The sequence below is a fragment of the Pseudomonas sp. IT-232MI5 genome (assembly GCF_949767845.1).
Taxonomy (GTDB): Bacteria; Pseudomonadota; Gammaproteobacteria; order Pseudomonadales; family Pseudomonadaceae; genus Aquipseudomonas.
The window spans coordinates 313,898-337,339 of record NZ_CATKQE010000060.1 but is presented as its reverse complement, the minus strand read 5'-3'; the positions used below and the strand labels follow the sequence as shown (position 1 = coordinate 337,339).

21 protein-coding genes are annotated in these 23,442 nt (G+C 61.0%); 19 read left to right on the top strand and 2 right to left on the bottom strand.

The window, feature by feature from the left end; genetic code table 11:
* The first annotated feature begins 314 nt into the window (after positions 1 to 314).
* Genes ACM6JQ_RS27900 through selO form a run of 3 tightly spaced genes read left to right on the top strand, consistent with a single transcriptional unit; the run spans position 315 to position 6,957 of the window.
* Positions 315 to 2,057, top strand: a complete 1,743-nt coding sequence (locus ACM6JQ_RS27900; protein ID WP_007909521.1) for a potassium/proton antiporter — start codon at positions 315 to 317, stop codon at positions 2,055 to 2,057.
* Positions 2,058 to 2,091: 34 nt separating this feature from the next.
* Positions 2,092 to 5,445 (top strand): mechanosensitive channel MscK, encoded by a 3,354-nt coding sequence (gene mscK, locus ACM6JQ_RS27895; RefSeq protein WP_095113455.1) that lies wholly within the window; start codon positions 2,092 to 2,094, stop codon positions 5,443 to 5,445.
* A gap of 48 nt (positions 5,446 to 5,493) precedes the next feature.
* Complete coding sequence (gene selO / locus ACM6JQ_RS27890) at positions 5,494 to 6,957, top strand: protein adenylyltransferase SelO (RefSeq protein ID WP_414895039.1); 1,464 nt, start codon at positions 5,494 to 5,496, stop codon at positions 6,955 to 6,957.
* Positions 6,958 to 6,964: 7 nt separating this feature from the next.
* Here the strand turns inward: selO and ACM6JQ_RS27885 are convergent, their stop codons facing one another.
* Positions 6,965 to 7,357: a helix-turn-helix domain-containing protein gene (locus tag ACM6JQ_RS27885; protein WP_414895042.1), complete on the bottom strand. Its 393-nt coding sequence runs from the start codon at positions 7,355 to 7,357 to the stop codon at positions 6,965 to 6,967.
* Between the two features lie 317 nt (positions 7,358 to 7,674).
* On the opposite strand from ACM6JQ_RS27885, the gene trxC reads away from it, so the two are divergent.
* Complete coding sequence (gene trxC, locus ACM6JQ_RS27880) at positions 7,675 to 8,109, top strand: thioredoxin TrxC (protein ID WP_095113452.1); 435 nt, start codon at positions 7,675 to 7,677, stop codon at positions 8,107 to 8,109.
* A 127-nt stretch (positions 8,110 to 8,236) separates the two neighbouring features.
* Here trxC and ACM6JQ_RS27875 read toward each other — a convergent pair whose 3' ends face one another.
* Complete coding sequence (locus ACM6JQ_RS27875; RefSeq protein ID WP_034152927.1) at positions 8,237 to 9,007, bottom strand: ParA family protein; 771 nt, start codon at positions 9,005 to 9,007, stop codon at positions 8,237 to 8,239.
* Between the two features lie 356 nt (positions 9,008 to 9,363).
* Here ACM6JQ_RS27875 and ACM6JQ_RS27870 point away from each other — a divergent pair, with 356 nt between their 5' ends.
* The 15 genes from ACM6JQ_RS27870 to ACM6JQ_RS27800 are packed head-to-tail and all read left to right on the top strand — an operon-like array spanning position 9,364 to position 23,316.
* The gene (locus ACM6JQ_RS27870; RefSeq protein ID WP_414895038.1) at positions 9,364 to 10,089 is read left to right on the top strand and encodes a beta-ketoacyl synthase chain length factor; all 726 of its coding nucleotides are present in this window, start codon (positions 9,364 to 9,366) and stop codon (positions 10,087 to 10,089) included.
* Positions 10,065 to 10,874 carry a lysophospholipid acyltransferase family protein gene (locus tag ACM6JQ_RS27865; protein ID WP_007909508.1) on the top strand — a complete coding sequence of 270 codons (810 nt, stop codon included), beginning with the start codon at positions 10,065 to 10,067 and terminating at the stop codon, positions 10,872 to 10,874. The genes ACM6JQ_RS27870 and ACM6JQ_RS27865 overlap by 25 nt, the downstream gene beginning before the upstream one ends.
* The gene (locus ACM6JQ_RS27860) at positions 10,855 to 11,115 is read left to right on the top strand and encodes a phosphopantetheine-binding protein (protein WP_007909506.1); all 261 of its coding nucleotides are present in this window, start codon (positions 10,855 to 10,857) and stop codon (positions 11,113 to 11,115) included. The genes ACM6JQ_RS27865 and ACM6JQ_RS27860 overlap by 20 nt, the downstream gene beginning before the upstream one ends.
* 9 nt (positions 11,116 to 11,124) lie before the next feature.
* Positions 11,125 to 11,379: an acyl carrier protein gene (locus ACM6JQ_RS27855; RefSeq protein WP_007909503.1), complete on the top strand. Its 255-nt coding sequence runs from the start codon at positions 11,125 to 11,127 to the stop codon at positions 11,377 to 11,379.
* Complete coding sequence (locus ACM6JQ_RS27850; protein ID WP_007909501.1) at positions 11,376 to 11,921, top strand: hypothetical protein; 546 nt, start codon at positions 11,376 to 11,378, stop codon at positions 11,919 to 11,921. Before ACM6JQ_RS27855 ends, ACM6JQ_RS27850 begins: the two co-directional genes overlap by 4 nt.
* A complete protein-coding gene (locus ACM6JQ_RS27845; RefSeq protein ID WP_095113450.1) occupies positions 11,918 to 13,597 on the top strand; it encodes an acyl-CoA synthetase family protein in 1,680 nt (559 codons plus the stop codon). Before ACM6JQ_RS27850 ends, ACM6JQ_RS27845 begins: the two co-directional genes overlap by 4 nt.
* Before the next feature lie 59 nt (positions 13,598 to 13,656).
* Positions 13,657 to 14,391 carry a glycosyltransferase family 2 protein gene (locus tag ACM6JQ_RS27840; protein WP_007909487.1) on the top strand — a complete coding sequence of 245 codons (735 nt, stop codon included), beginning with the start codon at positions 13,657 to 13,659 and terminating at the stop codon, positions 14,389 to 14,391.
* Positions 14,388 to 15,335, top strand: a complete 948-nt coding sequence (locus ACM6JQ_RS27835) for a glycosyl transferase (RefSeq protein ID WP_095113449.1) — start codon at positions 14,388 to 14,390, stop codon at positions 15,333 to 15,335. Before ACM6JQ_RS27840 ends, ACM6JQ_RS27835 begins: the two co-directional genes overlap by 4 nt.
* Entirely contained in the window at positions 15,316 to 16,860 is a 1,545-nt protein-coding gene (locus tag ACM6JQ_RS27830; RefSeq protein WP_077570462.1) for an HAL/PAL/TAL family ammonia-lyase, read from the top strand. The genes ACM6JQ_RS27835 and ACM6JQ_RS27830 overlap by 20 nt, the downstream gene beginning before the upstream one ends.
* Positions 16,853 to 17,278, top strand: a complete 426-nt coding sequence (locus tag ACM6JQ_RS27825) for an acyl-CoA thioesterase (RefSeq protein ID WP_414895037.1) — start codon at positions 16,853 to 16,855, stop codon at positions 17,276 to 17,278. The genes ACM6JQ_RS27830 and ACM6JQ_RS27825 overlap by 8 nt, the downstream gene beginning before the upstream one ends.
* Positions 17,275 to 17,877 (top strand): outer membrane lipoprotein carrier protein LolA, encoded by a 603-nt coding sequence (locus ACM6JQ_RS27820; protein ID WP_414895036.1) that lies wholly within the window; start codon positions 17,275 to 17,277, stop codon positions 17,875 to 17,877. Before ACM6JQ_RS27825 ends, ACM6JQ_RS27820 begins: the two co-directional genes overlap by 4 nt.
* Entirely contained in the window at positions 17,861 to 20,200 is a 2,340-nt protein-coding gene (locus ACM6JQ_RS27815; protein WP_007909478.1) for an MMPL family transporter, read from the top strand. Before ACM6JQ_RS27820 ends, ACM6JQ_RS27815 begins: the two co-directional genes overlap by 17 nt.
* Entirely contained in the window at positions 20,197 to 21,360 is a 1,164-nt protein-coding gene (locus ACM6JQ_RS27810) for a sodium:proton antiporter (protein WP_414895035.1), read from the top strand. The genes ACM6JQ_RS27815 and ACM6JQ_RS27810 overlap by 4 nt, the downstream gene beginning before the upstream one ends.
* Positions 21,347 to 22,594, top strand: coding sequence for an NAD(P)/FAD-dependent oxidoreductase (locus ACM6JQ_RS27805; RefSeq protein WP_414895034.1), 1,248 nt, complete (start codon positions 21,347 to 21,349; stop codon positions 22,592 to 22,594). Before ACM6JQ_RS27810 ends, ACM6JQ_RS27805 begins: the two co-directional genes overlap by 14 nt.
* A complete protein-coding gene (locus ACM6JQ_RS27800; RefSeq protein WP_414895033.1) occupies positions 22,591 to 23,316 on the top strand; it encodes a class I SAM-dependent methyltransferase in 726 nt (241 codons plus the stop codon). The genes ACM6JQ_RS27805 and ACM6JQ_RS27800 overlap by 4 nt, the downstream gene beginning before the upstream one ends.
* Positions 23,317 to 23,442: the final 126 nt, after the last annotated feature.

Sequence of the window (23,442 nt, the reverse complement as noted above, 5' to 3'; positions counted from 1 at the left end):
GTAGCTCGCACAAACACCTCGATCAGTTCCCTCTCCCTCCGGGAGAGGGGGAAAGGGAGCAGATCTTCATGCTTTTCAAAGTCTGAGTTCGACTCGGAATTTCAGGTCGGCGTACCTCGCACAAACACCTCGATCAGTTCCCTCTCCCTCCGGGAGAGGGTTAGGGTGAGGGCAGCAATCGCCCGCCGAACACAAAACCTGATGCCACACTGAAAAACCTTTTTGACAGCATCACATTTCAACAGGTTAGAATCGCTGGCACGCAGACTGCATGGTCAGTTTGTGCCCGTCTTTACGCTTCTGGAGTACTGCCTTTGAATGCGACGACCATCAACAGCCTGTTCTTGATCGGCGCGTTGCTGGTAGGCGCAAGCATTCTCGTCAGCTCCCTCTCCTCCCGTCTCGGCATCCCGATTCTGGTCATTATTCTTGCAGTCGGCATGGCCGCCGGGGTCGATGGCGGCGGGATCATTTTCGATAACTACCCGACGGCCTATCTGGTCGGCAACCTCGCACTGGCGGTGATCCTCCTCGACGGAGGTTTGCGCACGAGGGTGTCGAGTTTCCGCGTGGCGCTATGGCCGGCGTTATCGCTGGCCACGGTCGGGGTGTTGATTACCACTGGCCTGACCGGCATGGCAGCGGCATGGCTGTTCGACCTCAATCTGATTCAAGGCCTGCTGATCGGCGCCATCGTTGGCTCAACCGACGCCGCAGCGGTGTTCTCGTTGCTTGGTGGCAAAGGCCTGAACGAACGGGTGACGGCCAGCCTGGAAATCGAATCCGGCAGCAACGACCCGATGGCGGTGTTTCTCACCGTGACCTTGATCGACATGCTCGCCAGCGGCCAGACCGGCCTGCACTGGAGCCTGTTGACCCATCTGATCCGCGAGTTCGGCATCGGCGGCGTGATCGGTCTCGGTGGCGGCTGGCTGATGCTGCAACTGGTCAACCGGATCAATCTGGCCGCCGGCCTGTATCCGATTCTGGTGATCGCTGGCGGTCTGGTGGTGTTCGCCCTGACCAACGCCCTGCACGGCAGCGGCTTCCTCGCCGTTTATCTGTGCGGTCTGGTCATCGGCAACCGCCCGGTGCGCAGCCGCCACGGCATTCTGCATATGCTCGACGGCATGGCCTGGCTGGCGCAAATCGGCATGTTCCTGGTGCTCGGCCTGCTGGTGACGCCGCACGATTTGCTGCCGATCGCCCTGCCCGCTCTCGGTCTGGCGCTGTGGATGATTCTGTTTGCGCGGCCGCTGTCGGTGATGGTCGGCCTGCTACCGTTCAAGGCCTTCCACGGTCGCGAAAAAGCCTTTATTTCCTGGGTTGGCCTGCGCGGCGCGGTACCGATCATTCTCGCGGTGTTCCCGCTGATGGCCGGGCTGCCGAATGCGCAGCTGTACTTCAACCTCGCGTTCTTTATCGTGCTGGTGTCGCTGCTGGTGCAGGGCACGAGCCTGCCGTGGGTCGCCAAGCTGCTGAAAGTCACGGTACCGCCGGAGCCTGCGCCGATTTCCCGGGCGGCGCTGGAAGTCCACGTCACCAGCGAATGGGAGCTGTTCGTTTACAAGCTCGGTGCGGAGAAATGGTGCATCGGTTCGCCCCTGCGCGAACTGAAAATGCCCGAAGGCACACGTATCGCCGCCCTGTTTCGTGGCCAGCAACTGCTCCATCCGTCGGGTAGTACGGTGTTGGAAGTCGATGATTTACTGTGTGTTATCGGCCATGAACACAACCTCGGCGCGCTCGGAAAACTGTTCAGCCAAGCGCCGCAGCGCGGTCTCGATCTGCGCTTCTTCGGTGATTTCGTGCTTGAAGGAGACGCCCAGCTTAAAGCGGTTGCCGCACTCTATGGCCTGCCGGCCGAGGGTATTGATCCGGACATGACCCTGGGCGCCTTCATCGCCCACAAAGTCGGTGGCGCACCCATCGTCGGCGACCAGGTGGAGTGGAACAACACCCACTGGACGGTTGCGGTCATGGACGGGAACAAGATCGGCAAAGTGGGCGTCAGATTCCCCGAAGGAAGTCGCCCGGGCCCCGGGCTCTTCCTCTAAACTGCGTCCACTCTCACTTGCTTGACCGGTCTCTATGCCTACCCTGCGCTCCTTTTTCGCCGCGGCCCTGCTGGGCCTGAGTCTCACTGTCGGCCCGCTGTACGCCGCCGAACCACCGTCCAGCGACGCCGTGCAGGCCAGTCTCGACAAGCTGGCCGACAGCAAACTGCCAGATGCCGATAAAAAGGCCCTGCAAACCACCTTGCAGAGCACGCTGACTCAACTGAACAATCAGCGTGATTACGCACAAAAGCTGATCGACCTCAAACAGCAGCTAGCCACGGCGCCGAAGCAGACGATCGAAAACACTCGCGAACTGACGCGCCTAAAGGCCACGGCGGTCGTGCCGGTGGCACAGCGTTTTCCCAAGGAGTCGATCCAACAGCTGGAGCAGATCCTGACGGATCGCTCGACCCAGCAAAGCGATCTGCAAAAAGCGCTGGCCGACGCCAACAGTCTGATCATCACTGCCCAGACCCGTCCCGAGCGCGCCCAGGCGGAAATTTCCGCCAGCCAGACGCGCATCCAGCAGATCAACAACATCCTCAAGTCCGGCAAGGACGCCGGCAAGACCGTCAGCAGCGAGCAACGTGATCAGTTGAACGCGGAACTCGCAGCGCTGAACGCGCTGATCCCTTTACGCCGCCAGGAGCTGGCCGGCAACAGCCAGTTGCAGGATCTGGGCAACGCCCAGCATGACCTGCTCTCGGAGAAATCCGACCGCCTCGACCGCGAGATCCAGGAACTGCAGACGCTGATCAATCAGAAACGTCTGGCGCAGTCGCAGGAAACCGTGACCCAGCAGTCGATCGAAGCGCAAAAGGCCGGCAGCAGCAGCTTGCTCGCCACTGAGAGCTCAGCCAACCTCAAGCTCTCCGACTATCTGCTCAAAAGCACCGACCGCCTCAACGAAGTCACCCAGCAGAACCTGCAGACCAAGCAGCAACTCGACTCCCTGACCCAGAGCGATGCGGCCCTCGATGAGCAGATCAACGTGCTCAAGGGCAGCCTGTTGCTGTCGAAGATTCTCTACAAACAGAAACAAGCCCTGCCACGACTCAAGGTCGATCGTGATCTGGCGGATCAGATCGCCGACATTCGCCTGTATCAGTTCGACGTCAGCCAGCAGCGTGAACTGTTGAGCAATCCGGCGTCCTATGTCGACAGCCTGCTGGCCACTCAGCCGCCGGAACAAGTCACCCCGCAGTTGCGTAAAAGCCTGCTGGATCTGGCCAACACCCGCGTCGATCTGCTGGAGCGCCTGAACCGCGAATTGAGCTCGATGCTCAACGAATCGATCACCCTGCAACTCAACCAGAAACAACTGCTGAGCACCGCGCAGAGCCTGCGTGCGACCCTCGATGAGCAAATGTTCTGGATTCCCAGCAACAAGCCGCTGGATCTGGAGTGGATGCGGGGTGTACCGGAGCGGTTGAAACGTCAGGTTGACACACTGCCGTGGGCCTCCAGCCTGAGCGAGCTGACCGACGGCCTGACCCAGCGACCACTGCTGTTTCTGCCTCTGGCATTGCTGATCGGCGCACTGCTGTGGCGCCGCAAAAGTCTCTACGGTCGCCTGAACAAGGTTCACCAGGACATCGGCCATTTCAAACGCGACAGCCAGTGGCACACACCGCAGGCCATTCTGATCAATATTCTGCTGGCGATGCCGGTGGCGCTGGGCCTCGCCTTGTGCGGACTGGCCTTGCAGATCGACGCGCGCGGCCAGAACGCCAACATGGGCGCAGCGCTCCTGCAGATGGGTCAGGCGTGGCTGGTGTTCTACACCGCCTATCGAATCCTTGCGCCCGGCGGTGTGGCCGAATTGCACTTTCGCTGGGAAAAACCCCAGGTCGAATTCCTTCAGGGCTGGGTACGCCGGCTCGGGCTGGTGGTCATGGCGCTGGTGGCCGTAGTGGCGGTCGCCGAATTGCAACCGGCGGCGCTCGCCGACGATGTACTCGGCATGCCAGTGGTGCTGACCTGCTACGCGTTGATGGCATGGCTGCTCAGTCGCTTGCTGATCAGCAGCCCGGCCCACGAAAACGCCTCGCTGTTCCGCAAAGCCGTCGGCGTGATGTTCACCCTGCTGCCGATCGCGCTTTTTGTCGCTGTATGTTTCGGCTACTACTACACCGCCCTGAAACTCAGTGACCGACTGATCAACACCCTGTACCTGCTGATGTTCTGGCTGGTGATCGAAGCCACCTTCGTCCGTGGCCTGAGCGTTGCAGCGCGGCGCCTGGCCTACCAGCGCGCCCTGGCTAAACGTCAGGCGGCGAAAGAAGCCGGCGATGGCGAAGCGGTGATCGAAGAGCCAACGCTGGATATCGAAAAGGTCAACGAACAGTCCTTGCGCCTGATCCGCCTGGCCCTGCTCGGCGGCTTCATCGCCGCGCTGTACTGGGTCTGGTCGGACCTGATCTCGGTGTTCTCGTACCTCGACAACATCACCCTCTACGAATACACCAGCGGCACCGGCGCCAACATGAGCATGGTGCCGATCAGCATCGGCGACATGCTTGGTGCGCTGATCATCATCGGCATCACCTTTGCTCTGGCGCGCAACTTGCCGGGCCTGCTCGAAGTGTTCGTGCTGTCCAAGCTCAATCTCGCGCAGGGCAGTGCTTATGCGACCACGACGCTGCTATCGTATGTGATTGCCGGCGTTGGCTTCGTCTCGACCCTGTCGACGCTGGGCGTGAGTTGGGACAAGTTGCAATGGCTGGTGGCGGCGCTGTCGGTCGGCCTCGGTTTCGGCATGCAGGAGATTTTTGCAAACTTCATCTCCGGCATCATGATCCTCTTCGAACGCCCGGTGCGGATCGGTGACACCATCACCATCGGCAACCTCTCAGGCACGGTAAGCAAGATCCGCATCCGCGCCACGACCATCACCGACTTCGACCGCAAGGACATCATTGTCCCGAACAAGACGTTCATCACCGGGCAACTGATCAACTGGTCGCTGACCGACACCATCACCCGCGTCACGCTGAAACTCGGCGTCGACTACGGCTCCGATCTCGATCTGGTCAAGGAACTGCTGCTCAAGGCTGCCCGCGAGAACCCGCGCGTGCTCAAGGAACCCGAGCCGCATGTGTACTTCCTCAACTTCGGTGAAAGCACTCTCGACCACGAGTTGCGCATGCACGTGCGCGACCTCGGTGACCGCAACCCGGTGCTCGATGAGGTCAACCGCTTTATCAACCGCGAGTTCAAGAAGCAGCACATCAACATCTCATTCCGCCAGATGGAGGTTTATCTGAAGAACCTGCACGGACAGGAATACAAGATGGTGCCGATCGAGCCGGAAACGAAAACCATCGTGCCGATTGCCGACGATCAGAAACCGTTGCAAGAGCCGCCGCCGGCCAAACTCGACTAACCGGTCTAATCCCAGCAGAATGCTCGGACATTCTGCTGGAGCCGGCCCTTGAAAGCCCTCGACGAACTGACCTTCGACAATCGCTTCGCCCGCCTGGGCGATGCGTTCTCCGCCCACGTGCTGCCCGAGCCGATCGACAATCCGCGTCTGGTCGTGGCGAGCCCGGCGGCCCTGGCATTGCTCGATCTCGATCCGACGACCGCCGAAACCAACGAATTTGCCGAACTGTTTGGCGGCCACAAGCTATGGGCCGATGCCGAGCCGCGGGCGATGATCTATTCCGGGCATCAGTTCGGCGGTTACACGCCACAACTCGGCGATGGTCGCGGGCTGCTGCTCGGGGAGGTCTACAACACTGCCGGCGAGCATTGGGATTTGCACCTGAAGGGTGCCGGGCAGACGCCGTTTTCGCGCATGGGCGATGGCCGTGCGGTGCTGCGTTCGTCGATCCGCGAGTTCCTTGCCTCCGAAGCCTTGTTCGCGTTGAACATTCCTTCGTCGCGCGCGGCTTGTGTGATCGGCTCCGACACCCCTGTCTGGCGTGAAAAGCAGGAACGCGCAGCGATGGTCCTGCGTCTGGCGCCGAGCCACATCCGCTTCGGCCACTTCGAATACTTCTATTACACCAAGCGCCCCGAGCAGCAGAAGCAGCTCGGCGAACACGTGTTGGCGATGCACTTCCCCGAATGCCGGGAACAACCTGAACCGTATCTGGCGATGTTCCGCGAAATCGTCGAACGCAACGCCGAACTGATTGCCAAATGGCAGGCCTACGGTTTCTGCCACGGCGTGATGAACACCGACAACATGTCGATCCTCGGCATCACTTTCGACTTCGGGCCGTTCGCCTTCCTCGACGATTTCGACGCCAACTTCATCTGCAACCATTCCGATGATCAGGGCCGCTACTCGTTCAGCAATCAGGTGCCGGTAGGCCAGTGGAACCTAAGTGCATTGGCTCAAGCGTTGACGCCGTTCATCAGCGTCGAAGCCCTGCGTGAAACCCTCGGCTTGTATTTGCCACTGTTTCAGGCGCACTACCTCGACCTGATGCGCCGCCGCTTCGGATTCACCACCGCCGAGGAAGACGACCAGAAGTTGCTGGAAGACCTGCTGCAACTGATGCAGAACAGCGGCGTCGACTACACGCTGTTCTTCCGCCGACTCGGTGAAGAATCCGCCGAACAGGCCGTTTCCCGCCTACGTGATGACTTCGTCGACATCAAGGGTTTCGACGCCTGGGGCGAGCGCTACGCCGCCCGGGTTGCCCGCGATGGCAATGCTGATCAGGAACAGCGCCGCGCGCGGATGCATGCAGTCAATCCGCTGTACATTCTGCGCAATTATCTGGCGCAAAAGGCTATCGATGCGGCTGAGCAAGGGGATTACTCAGAAGTACGCCGGCTGCATGGGGTGCTGAGCAAGCCGTTTGAAGAGCAGCCGGGGATGGAGGGTTATGCCGAGCGACCGCCGGAGTGGGGCAAGCATTTGGAGATCAGTTGTTCTTCCTGAACCAACATCAGGTAAACACATCGATTGGCACATTGAAGCGCTCTGCCAACCAACGAATCTGGCGCAAGTTAAGCTTGCGCTTGCCGTTCAAAATCTCCGACACAACCGACTGAGTACCAACACCCGGCAAGTCGCTCTGAGTCAGGCCGTGTTCACGCATCATGTAACCGAGAACCTCTTCGCCACTTGCCTGGGCCATGGGGTGATGGGTGTGATCCAATTCTTCGATCCAGTCACCGATGATGTCGACCAGCCTCATCAACGGGTGCGACTCATCATCGCCGGTAATTTCCAGCAGTTCGTCGACTGCCAATACCAAGGCATCGTAGTCGTCTTCGTTTTCTGGCCGATGCAGCGAGCGAGGAAAGAGACCCGAATTTTGGTCCGCGCCGGAATCAATCCAAACATTCTCAAATCCAACAGAGCCCCCGGCGAGAGAAAAAACCGTTTGGGCATTTAAGAATTTTAGATATTCAGAGCCCTTCAAAAGCTCCGAGAGTGGAAGGCGTTTAACTGTCTTGGCGGTCATAGGAATGGTATTTCGCTCAGGTCTGCACAAGATGACCGATTAGATAAAATACAGATAGTCAGCCTCCGCGCAGACGTGCGTAGGCCCTTTCCTCAACTGAGGAAGGTAATGACCTACAGATCAATTCCTTGATAATCGCGACTTTGCCTCCAGATCAGTCTCATAGACTTCCTGCCTGAGAGCCCATCATGTCCGAACCACTCCTCATCCCCTGCCCCTCCTGCAACGGCCTCAACCGCATCCCCGCCGAGCGCCTTGCGGACCAGCCCAAGTGCGGACGCTGCAAATCCGCTGTGCTGCTGAACAAACCCTTCGATCTCAAGCAAGGCGATTACGCCAGTCAGATCAAGGGTGATCTGCCGTTGCTGGTGGATGTCTGGGCGGAATGGTGTGGGCCGTGCAAGTCGTTTGCGCCGGTGTTCGAGCAGGCGGCAGCGCAGTTGGCGGGCAAGTGCCGCTTGGCCAAGCTTGATAGCGAGGCCCATCAGCAGTTGTCGGCGCAGTTGGGGATTCGCTCGATTCCGAGTTTGATTCTGTTCAAGAACGGCAAGGAAGTGGCGCGGCAGAGTGGCGCATTTCCGTTGCCGCAGTTGATGGCGTGGCTGCGTAGCCAAGGGATCTGACACACCGTCAAACAATGTAGGAGTGAGCCTGCTCGCGATAGCGTCCTGTCAGCCAACACTTGAGTGACTGAAAGGAAGCTATCGCGAGCAGGCTCACTCCTACAGGGGATCTGCGTAGCTCAAGAGATCAGTGATCTTCGAGCAGATTGTGCAGTTCGACGAATTGCTGGGTCAGCTTGTGCCGGGGATCGAGGTGGATCAGCGGCATGCTGGCCTGGTGTGATTCGCGCATGCGCACCGAACTGGTCAGATACACCGGCAGTACCGGCAAACCTTCGGCAATCAGCTCATCGAGAATCTGCTGCGGCAGGCTGGCCCGGGCCTGGAACTGGTTGACCACGATGCCTTCGACTTCCAGACCTTCGTTGTGGTCGTCCTTCAACTCTTCGATTTCCGCGATCAGGCCGTACAGGGCCTGACGGGAGAAGCTGTCGCAATCAAAAGGAATCAACACGCGATCAGCGGCAATCAGCGCCGATACCGCGTAGAAATTCAGCGCTGGCGGCGTATCGAGGTAAATCCGGTCGTAATCCTCGGACAACTCGTCGAGCAACTTACGCAGCTTGTTGATCTTGTGCTTGGCCTCAAGCTTGGGCTGCAGGTCGGCCAATTCGGCAGTCGCAGTGATGATGTGCAGGTTGTCGAACGGGGTTTCGTAGATGTCCGCCTGATTCTTCTTCGAGAACGGGCCGGAAGACAGGGTCTGTTTGAAGAAGTCGGCAATACCCATCGGGATGTCGTCGCCGGTGAGCCCGGTCAGATACTGAGTGGAGTTGGCCTGGGCATCGAGATCGACCAACAGCGTGCGATAACCCTCGCTGGCGCTGACCGCCGCCAGATTGCAGGCAATGCTCGACTTGCCTACGCCACCTTTCTGATTGAACACCACGCGCCGCATGACCAAACCTCCGTGTATCAAAGAATGACCGAGTGTAGATGTGCGCGACGTTGCTTCGCTACCTTCATGGACGCGGACTACAGAGTCAGGAGCAAAAATCCACGGACAGCTAGGATAAAAACCGCCATTGATCGCCGAGATACCCGACAGACAAGCCGCCGACAACCTGGATAATGGCCAAGTGACAGTTTTCTTGCGAACCATTCGGTACATTTCATTGCGCAAAATGTAACCAGCATTTGCTACACACTCCTCTCACCGGGATAATGCGCGCCACTCGGCGCCCTGCGCCACGTCAAGCCTGCCGCGGCTTGGGCGACTCAATGCGTCAACAAAAGCCCGCAGGGGCGGGATGAATGTCCGTGATCAACTTCAACATCGCCCAATGGCGCGCGTGGGCCCCAGGCCTCGACGGCGTGGACGCCTGGCAGGCCTGGAGCCGACAATCGGTCGTGCTCCAGCGCAGTGATGCCGCGCCCGATGTGTCGTTTTTGCCGGCCATGCAGCGCCGTCGCCTCAGCCGACTGGCACGCATGGCGTTCAGCGTTGGCTGGCCCCTCGCCGACGGACGGGAGAATCTGCCGCTGGTGTTTGTTTCGCGTCACGGCGAAACCCCGCGTACCTACGAGATCCTCAGCGATCTGGCCAACGAACAGCCGCTGTCACCGACGCAGTTCAGCCTGTCGGTGCACAACGCGATCATCGGCCTGTGGTCGATCATGCGCGGTGAAACCAGCGAAATGACCGCCCTCGCCGCTGCTGGCGACGGCCTTGAGCACGGCATGCTGGAAGCCGCTGCCCTGCTCAACGAAGGCGCTCCGGCAGTGCTGCTGGTGATCACCGAAGAACAACCGCCCGAAGCCTATTCGGCGTGGATCGATGATGTGCCGTTTCCCTACGCACTCGGTCTTTTGCTCACCCCCGGTACCGACTGGCGGCTGACCCTGAACAGCGCCACAGAAACACGGTCAAAAGCGCACTGGCCTCACGCGCTTAATCTGTTGCGCACCCTGCTCGGCCAGCAACCCCTTTGCCAACATGCCTGGAAAAATCGTGTATGGACCTGGCAACGCAACCCGTGACCGAAAAAAACCGCGATGCCTATTACTGGCGCCTGCTGGCCACCGCCGCAAGCTTTGCCCTGTTCGGGCTAGGCGGGCTGTGCCTGCGTGTGCTGGTGTTTCCGTTGTTGGGTTGCCTGCCCGGTGACGCCGTCTCGCATCGCCAACGCGCGAGGGAGACCGTCAGTCGGCTGTTCTGGTTCTTCGTGCGGTTCATGGCCCGGACCGGCGTGCTGACCTATGACATTCAGGGCGCCGAACGTCTCGGCCGACCCGGGCAGATGATCATTGCCAACCATCCTTCGCTGATCGACGTGGTGTTCCTGATCGGTCTGGTGCGCCAGGCCAATTGCGTGGTGAAGAAAAGCCTGTGGGAAAACCCTTTCACCCGTGGCCCGTTGCGCAGCACTGAATACATCAGCAACGACGGCAGCATGGACATGCTCGATGCGGCCGCCCAATCCTTGCAAAACGGCCAGACCCTGATCATTTTCCCGGAAGGCACGCGCACCCAGCCGGGGCAGGCGCCAGCCTTCCATCGGGGCGCTGCGGCAATTGCCCTGCGCGGTGCGAAAATCCTCACGCCGGTGGTCATCAAGGTCAGCCCGACCACACTGACCAAAGCCGAACCCTGGTATCGGATCCCCCGCCGCCGCGTGCACTTCAGTTTTCGCGTCGGGGCCGATATAGACCCACAGACTTTCGCCGCGCAGGGACCCGCACCGCAAGCCTCGCGCAAGCTCAACGATTATTTGCACACCTATTTCATTAAGGAGCTCGCCGAAGATGAGCGATCTGCACCGTGACATCAAACTGCTGATCATCGATGCCCTCGGCCTCGAAGACATCAGCGTCGACGACATTGGCGACGAGCAGACGCTGTTCGGCGAAGGCCTCGGCCTGGATTCCGTCGACGCGCTGGAACTGGGCCTGGCCATCCAGAAGAAATACGGCATCAAGATCGACGCCGACGCCAAAGACACCCGTAACCATTTCACCAACGTGGCCAGCCTTGCGGCGTTCGTCACGGCAAAACAGGCAGCTTGAGACCGGACCATGCAAACTCGTGACGATATTTTCAACACCCTGCGCGATGCCTTGGTCGAGCTGTTCGAACTGGATCCTGCCCGTGTGAGCCTGGAGTCCAATCTGTATCAGGATCTGGAAATCGACAGCATCGACGCGGTCGATCTGATCGATCACATCAAGCGCCAGACCGGCAAGAAAATTGCCGCCGAAGAATTCAAATCGGTACGCACGGTCGGTGACGTGGTCGAGGCGGTCTACCGTCTGGTTCAACCGGCCGCATGAGCCGACTGATCGGCCTCGGCCTGCTGCTGGCCGGTCTGCTGTATCCCTTTGCGGTGTATTTCGGCATGGAGCATTTTGCTCCGTGGCAGTTCGGCCTGCTGTTGGGCAGTCTCTGGCTGGCACGGGCGCTGACCGGCGAGCGCAAGCCCGGCAGCCTGTGGATGGCTGGCGTGGCCATTGTGTTCTGCCTGCTGCTGGCGCTGTTCGACAGCCCGCTGTTGCTGCGCTGGTATCCGGTGCTGATCAGCGGTTTCATGCTGGTGCTGTTCAGCCTGAGCCTGAAATTCGGTCCGCCGATGGTCGAGCGCCTGGCGCGCTTGCGTGAGCCAGAGTTGCCGGACATTGCGATTCGCTATACGAGAAAGGTCACGGTGGCCTGGAGCGTGTTTTTCTTCTGCAACGGTTTGTGCGCCGCCCTCCTGACCCTGTGGGCGCCGCTGAATTGGTGGATGTTGTACACCGGCCTGATCTCCTATGGATTGATCGGCCTGATGTTTGCCATTGAATGGCTGATACGACAACGGGTAAGAGGCCGCACATGAATTGGATAAAACTTGAGCAGCTGTTGCTCAAGCCTGTGCCGGCGCGGGCCATCAGCCACGCACCGGCCCTCGATCACGCGCACCTGTGCGAACAGGCGCTGAGCATTGCCGCCGGTCTGCAAGCGCAGGGCGTGAAGCGCCTGGCTGTGCATCTTGAGGACGCCGCCGAACTGGCCATCGCTTTGCTGGGCGCATGGCGTGCCGGCGTCAGTGTGCTGCTGCCCTCGGACCTGCAAGCGCAAACCCGCCAGCGTTGGTCCGCTGACGTCGATCTGTGGCTGACGGATCATGCCGATGACGCGCAACTGAGCGACTTTAATCAGCCGCCATTGCCCGGCGCCGAACTGGATCTCGACCAGTGCCGTCTGAGCCTTTGCACGTCCGGCTCCAGCGGCGAGCCCAAGCGCATCGACAAGACCCTGTGCCAACTGGCCAACGAAGTTGAGGCGTTGGAGCAACTGTGGGGCACGGACCTCGGTGAGGCCTGCATCATCGGCAGCGTCGCCACCCAACACATCTACGGTTTGCTGTTTCGCGTGCTGTGGCCGCTGTGCGCCGGGCGCGCTTTTGTGCGACAGCAACTGGCCTTCCCGGAAGATATGCAGCGCGCCAGCCGCGAATACCCGGCCTTCGCCTGGGTCGCCAGCCCGGCGCTGCTCAAACGCATGGGCGACAACCTCGACTGGCCAGCCCTCAGCGCCGTGCGTCGGGTGTTTTCCTCCGGTGGGGCGTTGCCGCTTGAGGCCGCGCAGAGTCTGCAACAGCGCTTGCAGCAGTGGCCGACGGAAATTCTCGGCAGCTCGGAAACCGGCGGCATTGCCTGGCGTCAGGGTGAACAACTGTGGCAACCGTTCGCCGGTGTCGAACTGAGCCAGGATAACGACGGCGCTCTACTGATCGCTTCACCTTACCTGCCTGCCGGACACGTCGAGCACACCGCTGATGCAGCGCGCATCGCCGCCGATGGTCGTTTCGAACTGTTGGGGCGGTTGGACCGGATCGTCAAACTCGAAGAAAAACGCATTTCTCTGCCCATGCTCGAACAAGCGCTGGTGACCCATGACTGGGTCGCAGAAGCACGTCTCGGCGTGGTGCAGGAAAATCGCGCCTCCCTCGGTGCACTGCTGGTGCTTAGCGAGGCCGGCCTGTTTGCCTTGCGGGAACACGGCCGCCGCAACCTGACCGAAACCCTGCGCCAGCATTTGCGCCAACACTGCGAAGCGCTGGCTTTGCCGCGACGCTGGCGGCTGGTGCGGCAATTGCCGTTGAACAGCCAAGGCAAGCTGCCGCAGGTCGATATCGAAGCGCTGTTGATGGCGCCGCGACCGAAAGCGCCCGAGGTGCTGGAACAAGTCGAAAGCGCTGGCGAGTGGAGCCTGCAACTGAGCGTGCCACCGGACCTTGCCTACTTCAGCGGCCACTTCCCCAAGGCGCCGGTATTGCCCGGCGTGGTGCAGGTGGAATGGGCGTTGAACCTGGGTCGCCAATTGCTCAACCTGACCGGCCCGTTTGCCGGTATGGAAGTGCTGAAATTCCAGCAATTGGTGCGGCCCGGAGATGAAATTCAGCTGCATCTGCGGTTTGATCTGGAGCGCGGCAAGTTGTATTTCGCTTATCGCAATGACACGGCGACCTGCTCCAGTGGGCGGATCCTTTTGGGTGCAGAGCATGGTTGACCTTCGTGAGTGCTGCGCACTCAATCGCGAGCAGGCTCGCTCCCACAGGAATTACCGGCATGCATAATCCTTGTGCAGTGATCCCGGTTTATAACCACGAAACCGCGATCGGCACCGTGGTCGACGCCCTGCTCGCGCAAGGCTTGCCGTGCATTCTGGTGGATGACGCCAGCACCCAGTCCTGTGCCAAGGTGCTCGACGGTTTGGCGGAACGCGACAACGTGCACCTGGTGCGCCTGACCGCCAATCAGGGCAAGGGTGGCGCGGTCATGACCGGTTTGCGCGAAGCCTCGCTATTGGGTTTCAGCCATGCGCTGCAGGTCGATGCCGACGGTCAGCACGACTTGCACGATGTTGCCCGTTTCGTCGACGAGTCCCGCGCACATCCCGAGGCGATGATCTGCGGTTATCCGCTGTTCGACGAGAGTGTGCCGAAAGGCCGTTTGTATGCGCGCTATCTGACCCACGTGATGGTCTGGATCAACACGCTGTCGCTGCAGATCCGCGATTCGATGTGCGGTTTTCGCGTCTATCCGCTGGCCCCGACGCTGGCGGTGATCGACTCGGCAAAAGTCGGTAAGCGCATGGATTTCGACTCAGACATTCTCGTGCGCCTGTCGTGGCGCAATCAGCCGATGCGCTGGCTGCAAACCAGCGTGCACTACCCGCTGGACGGTGTGTCGCACTTCCGCTTGTTCCACGACAACGCGCTGATTTCCAGCATGCACACACGGCTGTTTCTCGGCATGTTGCTGCGCTTCCCGGTGATCCTCTGGCGGCGGTGGCGAACATGACCGGCGAAGCCGACAAAAAGCACTGGGCTGACCGCGAAGAGCGCGGCAGCTTCCTGCTGATGAAATTCACCGCGTTCGCCGCCAAGGTCTTGGGACGACGCCTGCTCAGCCCGTTGCTGTACGGCATCGTCCTGTACTTTTTCCTGTTTGGCCGCACCGCGCGACACAGCGCCTGGCAATACCAGCGGCGCCTGGCCGCATGGAGTCAGCGCGACGCGTTGCGCCCTACTCATTGGCGGGTGTTCGGTCAGTTCATGGCGTTCGCCGATTCGATGCTCGACAAGCTCGACGTATGGAACGGCAAACTGCGTATCGAACAAATCGAAATCATCGACCCGGCGCTACTGCGCAATCAGTTGCGCGGCAGTCGCGGGCAACTGCTGGTCGGCGCGCACCTGGGCAATCTGGAAGTGTGCCGCGCACTGGCGGAGATCGGCGAAAAGGTCACCATGAACGTGCTGGTACACACCAAGCACGCCGAGCAATTCAACCGCCTGCTCGGTGAAGCCGGGGCGACCAATCTGCGCCTGATTCAGGTCAGCGAACTCGACCCGGTAATCATGCTGCAACTGCACGAACGGCTGGAGCGCGGCGAGTGGCTGGCGATTGCCGGCGACCGCGTACCGCTGCATGGCGGGCGCAGCGTCACCGTGGACTTTCTCGGCCATCCGGCGCCGTTCCCGCAAGGGCCGTGGCTGCTCGCCGGTCTGCTGAAATGCCCGGTCAACCTGCTGATGTGCCTCAAGCAACCGGACGGTCACTATCGCCTGACCCTCGAGCCCTTCGCCGACGCCGTGGTATGGAAGCGCAGCGAGCGCGAGCAGGTCATTCATCAGTGGGCCACCCGCTATGCGCAGCGCCTGAGTCACTATTGCCTCGAAGCGCCGCAACAATGGTTCAACTTTTACCCTTTCTGGAAGACCGATGACCACGCCAACCCATGAGCCGGTAACCTTCGGCGAACGCCCTTTGCGCATCGAAGACGTGCTGGCCTTGGCCAACCGTCAGGCACCCGTGCAGTTGCAGAGCGACGCCGACTATCGCGAACGCATCGCCAAGGGCGCGCGGTTCCTCGATTCGCTGCTGGACAAGGAAGGCGTGATCTACGGCGTCACCACCGGTTACGGCGACTCCTGCGTGGTCGCGGTGCCGTTGCATCACGTCGAAGCGTTGCCGCGTCACCTCTACACCTTCCACGGCTGCGGGTTGGGCAAGCTGCTTGATGCGCAAGCCACACGCGCGGTGCTCGCGGCACGGTTGCAGTCGCTGTGCCACGGCGTCTCCGGGGTGCGTGTGGAACTGCTGGAGCGTCTGCACGCGTTTCTCGAATACGACATCCTCCCACTGATTCCCGAAGAAGGTTCGGTCGGCGCCAGCGGCGATCTGACGCCGCTGTCCTACGTTGCCGCAACACTGTCCGGCGAGCGTGAAGTGATGTTCCGTGGCGAGCGCCGTCAGGCGGCCGATGTGCATCGCGAACTGGGCTGGACACCTTTGGTGCTGCGCCCGAAAGAAGCACTGGCACTGATGAACGGCACTGCGGTGATGACCGGTCTTGCCTGCCTCGCTTTCGCCCGCGCCGACTATCTGCTGCAACTGGCCACGCGCATCACCGCGCTCAACGTGGTCGCGCTGCAAGGCAACCCAGAACACTTCGACGAGCGCCTGTTCGCCGCCAAACCGCATCCGGGGCAAATGCAGGTCGCCGCATGGCTGCGCAAGGATCTGGCGATCGACGCACCGACCGCGCCGCTGCATCGATTGCAGGATCGCTATTCGCTGCGCTGCGCCCCGCATGTGCTCGGGGTGTTGGCCGACAGCCTGAACTGGCTGCGTTCGTTCATCGAAACAGAACTGAACAGCGCCAACGATAACCCGATCATCGACGCCGAAGCCGAGCGCGTGTTGCACGGTGGGCACTTCTACGGCGGACATATCGCGTTCGCCATGGACAGCCTGAAAAACCTCGTGGCCAACGTTGCTGACCTGCTGGACCGGCAACTCGCCTTGCTGGTCGACGAGCGCTACAACCACGGTCTGCCGAGCAACCTCTCCGGCGCCCCGGCGGATCGCGCGATGATCAACCATGGCTTCAAAGCCGTGCAGATCGGCACCAGCGCCTGGACCGCCGAAGCGCTGAAAAATACCATGCCCGCCAGCGTCTTCTCGCGCTCCACCGAGTGTCACAACCAAGACAAAGTGAGCATGGGCACCATCGCCGCCCGCGATGCGATCCGCGTGCTGGAGCTGACCGAACAGGTCGCCGCCGCCACCCTTCTCGCCGCCAATCAAGGCGTGTGGCTGCGCGCTCAGGCCGAAGACGCGCGACCGTTGCCGCCGTCGCTGGCGGCGATGCACGAGGAACTGGCCAAGGACTTCCCGCCAGTCATCGAAGACCGCGCACTGGAAGGCGAATTGCGCCTGTGCCTGCAACGCATTGCCGCGCAACACTGGAGGCTGCATGCGTAGCGCCGGAGTGCTTCACGCCGATACTGAAATCCTCGTGCCGTTTTTCGACGTCGACACCATGCAGGTGGTTTGGCATGGCCATTACGTCAAATACCTCGAAGTGGCGCGTTGCGCGCTGCTGGACAAGATCGGCCACAACTACACGCAGATGGTCGAGTCGGGTTACGCCTGGCCAATCATCGACCTGCAACTGCGCTATGTGCGCGGCGCAGTGTTTGGTCAGCGCCTGAATGTACGCGCCAGCCTGGTTGAGTGGGAAAACCGTCTGAAGATCAATTATCTGATCACTGACCTGCACAGCGGCGAACGCCTGACCCGCGCCAGCTCGGTGCAAGTCGCCGTCGAAGTCAGCAGTCGCGAGATGCAGCTGGCCTCACCGAAGGTCTTCACCGACGCCGTAGAAAGGATGCTGCGATGAATGTTTGGGTTAAAAGCCTGAGCGTATTGGCGCTGCTGACGCTGTCAGCGCTGGCCAATGCTTTCGACCTGCAACAACTGAGCGAACAACTGGCGAAGCCGGACGTGATCCACGGCCAGTTCATTCAGGAAAAACACCTGCGCGCCCTGCCGCAGCCGCTGATCAGCAAGGGCAGTTTCGTTCTGGCGAAGAATCACGGTCTGCTCTGGATGCTGAAAACCCCGCTGAAACAGGATTACCGCATCACCGGCAAAGGCATTGCCCGCCGCGACGATAATGGCTGGCAACTGCTGCCGAACAAGAGCGCCGGGGCTGAGCAAAACCGTTTGTTCCTCGCTGTGCTGCAAGGTGACAGCAGCGGCCTGCAACGCGACTTCGAACTGGCGCTGAGCGGCGATGCACAACAGTGGAAACTCACCCTGACCCCGCGCTCGCTGCTGCTCAAGCAAGTGTTCAACCAGATCAACATCGACGGCGGCGCGCTGGTGCAGACCATCGAACTGCTGGAAACCCAGGGCGACAGCACCGTGCTGCGCATGCAGGACAGCACCGCTGGCCAACCGCTGAGCGACGCGGAGCAACATGACTTTGCCGAGTGAACGCAGGCTGCCCTGGCTGTTTCTGATCCTGCTGCTGGCCGTTGTCGCGCTGGCCGGTTGGCAATGGCGCGACGGCGCGCCGCTGTCGGCCAATCTGATGGAGCTGGTGCCCGGCACCCACCCCGACGCCCTCGAACAGCGCGCCGAGCAGCGCATGCAGGAACCGCTAAACCGAGAAATGCTGGTGCTGGTCGGCCATGCCGATCGTCAACAAGCCGTGACTATGGCGCAGACGTTGGGCGAGCAATGGCAGGCCAGCGGGTTGTTCGAAAAGGTGCAGTGGAACCTGCAAGCAGACCTGCCAGCGCTGCGCACACAACTGCTGCAAGGGCGACTGGCGATGCTCTCGGCGGATGACCGGCAATTGCTGATCGAACACCCCGACGCCTTCATTCAGCAACGCGTACAAGCCCTGTTCGACCCGTTCAGCGGTTTCAGTCTGGTGCCGAGTCAGGATGACTGGCTTGGCCTGACCGGGCGCATTCAGAACAGCCAGCCGCAGCACGGTGCAGTGCAACTGGACATCGGCAGCGGCGCGCTGATCGCCGATGCCGACGGCAAGAGCTGGGTGCTGCTGCGGGCACGCACCACCGGCAACGCGTTCGACATGAACCTGCCGCTGCAAGTAGCCGCGCTGCTGCAACATAGCCGTGAACAGGCGGCGAAATCCGACGTGCAACTGCTCGCCGCCAGCGGTTTGCTGTACGCGGCCAACGGTCAGCAGCAAGCCACTCGCGAAATGACCTGGGTCGGCGGCGGTGCCACGATCGGTATTCTGTTGCTGCTGTTGCTCGCTTTCCGTCGCTGGCGCGTGCTGCTGGCGTTCGTGCCGGTGCTGGTCGGCATGTTGTTCGGGGCGGTGGCTTGTGTCGCGCTGTTCGGCCATATGCATGTGATGACATTGGTGCTCGGCTCCAGCCTGATCGGCGTGGCCGTGGATTATCCGCTGCACTATCTGTCGAAGAGCTGGAGCCTGAAGCCGTGGCGCAGTTGGCCGGCGTTGCGCCTGACGCTGTCCGGGCTGACCCTGAGCCTGATCACCAGCGCCATCGGCTATCTCGCGCTGGCGTGGACGCCGTTCCCGGCGCTGACGCAAATCGCGGTGTTCTCCGCCGCCGGCTTGCTCGGTGCCTATCTGTCGGCGGTGTGCCTGTTGCCGGCGTTGCTGAAAAACGTCGAACTGCGCCCCGCGCAATGGCCGCTGCATCTGGCCGAGCGCATGGTTGCGCTGCGCGAAAAACTCCTCGAACGCGTACGCACGCCGGTGTTGCTGGCATTGCTGCTCGCCTTCTGTGTGGGCGGTCTGGTGCAGTTGCAAAGCAAGAATGACATTCGCCAGTGGGTCGGCGCGCCGCAACGCCTGACCGACGAAGCGCAGACCATCGCGCGCATCACCGGCTATCAGCCGACCAGCCAGTTTTTCCTCGTGCGCGCCGACAATCAGCAGCAATTGCTCGAACGTCAGGCCGCGTTGAGCGAACGTCTGGAGCAACTGGTCAACCTCGACAAGCTGCAAGGCTATCTGGCCCTCGATCAACTGGTGAGCCCGCCGAACCAGCAAGAGCAAGTGCGCCAGGCGCTGAACAAACTGCCGCAATACTGGCAGCCACTGCTCGACCTCGGCGTGCCGCTCGCCGCGTTGCAAACCGAACTACAGCAATTGCAGACCGTGCCTGCCGAGGACATCGACGCGGCATTGGCCGGCCCGCTCGGCGAGCCTTATCGCACGCTCTGGCTCGGTCCGACGGAAGACGGCGTAGCGGCAATGACCAGCCTGCAAGGCTTGAATAACCCGGCGCTGCTGCGGGTACAGGCACTCGATTTGCCAGGGGTGGTGTTGGTCGATCGCCTCGGGGAATTGAACGAAGTTTTTGCCGCGACGCAAATCAGCGCTGCCGAACTGAAACTCGCCTCCTGCGCGCTGATCGTGCTGGTGCTGATGCTGCCGTTCGGTCTCGGCGGCGCGCTGCGCATCGTCGCTCTGCCGTTGCTCGCCGCTTTATGCAGTCTGGCCAGCCTTGGCTGGCTCGGTCAGCCGCTGACCCTGTTCAGCCTGTTCGGCCTGTTGCTGGTGACGGCCATCAGCGTCGACTACGCGATTCTTATGCGCGAGCAAGTCGGTGGTGCGGCGGTGAGTTTGCTCGGCACCTTGCTGGCGGCTGTGACGACGTGGCTGTCGTTTGGTTTGCTGGCGGTTTCCAGCACGCCGGCGGTGAGCAACTTCGGTCTGTCGGTGAGCCTCGGTCTGGCGTTCAGCTTCATGCTGGCACCGTGGGCCGGGCGCCACGAACACACGGCAGCCGTCGCGGAGCCAGCGGCATGATGGTCGTCGTTTTCTGGCTGCTGGCCATGGCGCTGTTCGCCGTGGCCACTCGTATTGGCCGCCATTTCGGCCTGATCCCGATTGTCAGCCAGTTGCTGCTGGCGAGCTTCGGCTTGCCGCTGCTGATGTACTTCTGGATCGAACCGGTCTGGCAGCTCAGTGGCGCCGAACTGATCGCGCCAGACTGGCTGAAAAACCTCTACAGCCTGAGTTTTGCCCTGCTGCTCGGACACATTCTCAGTGATGTGATCGATCTGAAACTGGATCGGCAGAGCGTGAAAATCGCCGTGCCGAGTTTCCTCGTGCCGTTCGCCTGTGGTCTTGCCGCTGCGTATTGGCTGCTGCCGACGCAACCGTGGCTCAACTCGCTGGCCATCGGTCTGGTGTTCGCGATTACCGCGATCCCGGTGCTGTACCTGTATCTGCGCCACATCGAATATCCGCCGGCCGCCACTCGCCGATTGGTGCAGACCGCGATCCTCATTGATCTGACCTGCTGGACATTGTTCGGGCTCGCCCAAGGCAGTCTGCACCTGAGCAGTCTGTTGTTGCCGCTGGGCCTGGCCTGTGTGCCGTTGTTGTTGCGCGTCATCGGCGTACGCCGACCACTGACCTACAGCATCGGTTTCTTCGCGTTGCTGGTGATGGCCGAGCATTACAAACTCAACGCGCTGATCTTCGGCATTGGCTATTTGCTGTGCATGGCCGCGCTGAAAGTGCCGCTGGTGCTGCCGTTGCCGGCGCGCTGGATGAACCGTTTGCAGACGTGGCTGGCGATCCCGCTGATTCTGACGTTCGGCATCGTCCAGATCGACGTGCACAGTGCCCTCGCCAGCCTTGGTCCGCTGCAATGGGCGGCGCTGCTGCTGTTGCCGATTGCCAGTAAACTGCTTGGCAACTGGCTCGGCCTCGGCTGGGCCGGCGCTTCGTTCGAAGGCGCCAGCCGTTGGCGCGAAAGCGTGCTGCTGAACATTCGCGGCCTGAGCGAAATCGTCTTTCTCAATTTGCTCTTGCAACAACAACTCATCACCCCGGCGCTGTACTTCGCGCTGATGCTGATGGGCCTGATCGCGACGCTGCTACCGGCCCTTATCGGCCTGCATCGCGCGCCGCTGGATATCAAATCCCACCTGCCCCGGAGTTCACGTGCCAATCGTTGAAATGGAATCCCGTCAGGTCGTGATCATCGGTGCCGGCCCGTCCGGCGCCATCGCCGCTGCGCTGCTCAAGCGCAAGGGCCACGATGTACTGGTGATCGAGCGCCAGCATTTTCCGCGCTTTTCGATCGGCGAAAGCCTGCTCAGCCATTGCCTGGATTTCGTCGAAGAGGCGGGCATGCTCGACGCCGTCAACGCCGCCGGATTCCAGCGCAAGACCGGCGCCGCATTCGCCTGGGGCGAGCGTTACAGCGCCTTTGATTTCGGTGACACCTTTACCGGCGGCAAACCGACCACGTTTCAGGTGCAACGCGCCGATTTCGACAAACTGCTGGCCGATCAAGCGGCGCTGCAAGGCGCGGAAATCCGCTACGGCGATGCCATCGTCAGCGTCGATTTCGACCGGACAAAACCGTTGCTCGAGGTGCGCCGCGAGGACGGCAGCGAGTATCGCGTCGAAGCGGATTTCGTCCTCGATGCCAGCGGCTACGGTCGCGTGTTATCGCGACTGCTGGACCTCGAAGCACCGTCGAATTTCCCGGTGCGTCAGGCGGTGTTCACCCACGTCGAAGATCACATCGACAACCCGTCGTTCGACCGCGAAAAGATCCTCGTCACCACCCATCCTGAGCATCGCGATATCTGGTTCTGGACGATCCCGTTCAGCAACGGACGCTGCTCGGTGGGTGTGGTCGCGGCGCAAGAGCATTTCAAGGGCCGCGACAGCGATCTGGATGCCTGCCTGCGCAGCTTCATCGCCGAAACCCCAAGCCTTGCCGGCGTACTCGACAAGGCTGTGTGGGACACCCCGGCGCGCACCCTCGGCGGTTACGCCGCCAATGTGAAAACCCTGCACGGGGCGGGCTTCGCCCTGCTCGGCAACGCGGCAGAATTTCTCGACCCGGTGTTCTCCTCCGGCGTGACCATCGCCATGCGCTCGGCGAGCATGGCCGCCGCCGTGCTGCACCGTCAGTTACAAGGTGAAACGGTCGACTGGCAAAGCGAATTCGCCGAGCCGCTCAAGCGCGGCGTCGACACCTTCCGCTGCTACGTCGAGGGCTGGTATGCCGGCACGTTTCAAGACGTGATTTTTTATGAAGACAGTCAGGCGGAAATCCGTCGGATGATTTGCTCGATCCTCGCCGGCTACGCCTGGGATGAGCGCAACCCGTTCGTCAGCGAAGCGCGCCGTCGCTTGAAGATGATTTCCGAACTTTGTGCAAAGGACGCCACATGAACTACTTGAGCGATAGCTACGTTGAGGAGACCCGCTTCGGTGTCTGGTTCCTGCGCAGCCACACCTGGCAGCACCATGTGTTGCGGGTGGCGATCAATGATTTGCGTGGTTTGTTCAGTGAAGCGCTGCCGGAACATCCGGTGTTGCTGGACGCTGGTTGCGGACAGGGCAAGTCGTTCGGTCATCTGCGCCAGACCTTCGCGCCACAGCGTTTGATCGGTGTTGACGCCGATCCGCACAGCCTGGAGTTGAGCGCTGAAGAAGCGACGCGTCTGGGCCTCGATGTAGAGCTGATCGGCAGTGACTGCGCGACGCTCAATGTGCCGGACGCCAGCGTTGATCTGCTGTTCTGCCACCAGACCTTTCATCATCTGGTCGAGCAGGAAAAGGCTTTGGCCGAGTTTTACCGGGTGCTGAAACCGGGTGGCTATCTGCTGTTCGCCGAGTCCACCGAGGCTTACATTGATACTTGGGTGATCCGCTGGTTGTTCCGCCATCCGATGCACGTGCAAAAGAGTGCGGCGCAGTACCTGCAGATGATTCGCGGGCAGGGTTTCGAGTTTGCCGAGAAGAATGTCTCGTACCCGTATCTGTGGTGGAGCCGGTCGAAGGATTTTGGTTTGCTGGAGCGGTTCGGGGTGCGCAAGCCGAAACCGTTTGGGCAGCGTGAGGAAACGCTGGTAAACGTGGTAGCGCGCAAGCCGCTGCAAGGTACTTTCTGATGCACAGCTATCGACCTGCACACCCGAAACCCTGTGGGAGCTGGCTTGCCAGCGATAGCGGTGTGTCAGTCAACAAAAATGCTCGATGTGCCGGCGCCATCGCTGGCAAGCCAGCTCCCACAAGGT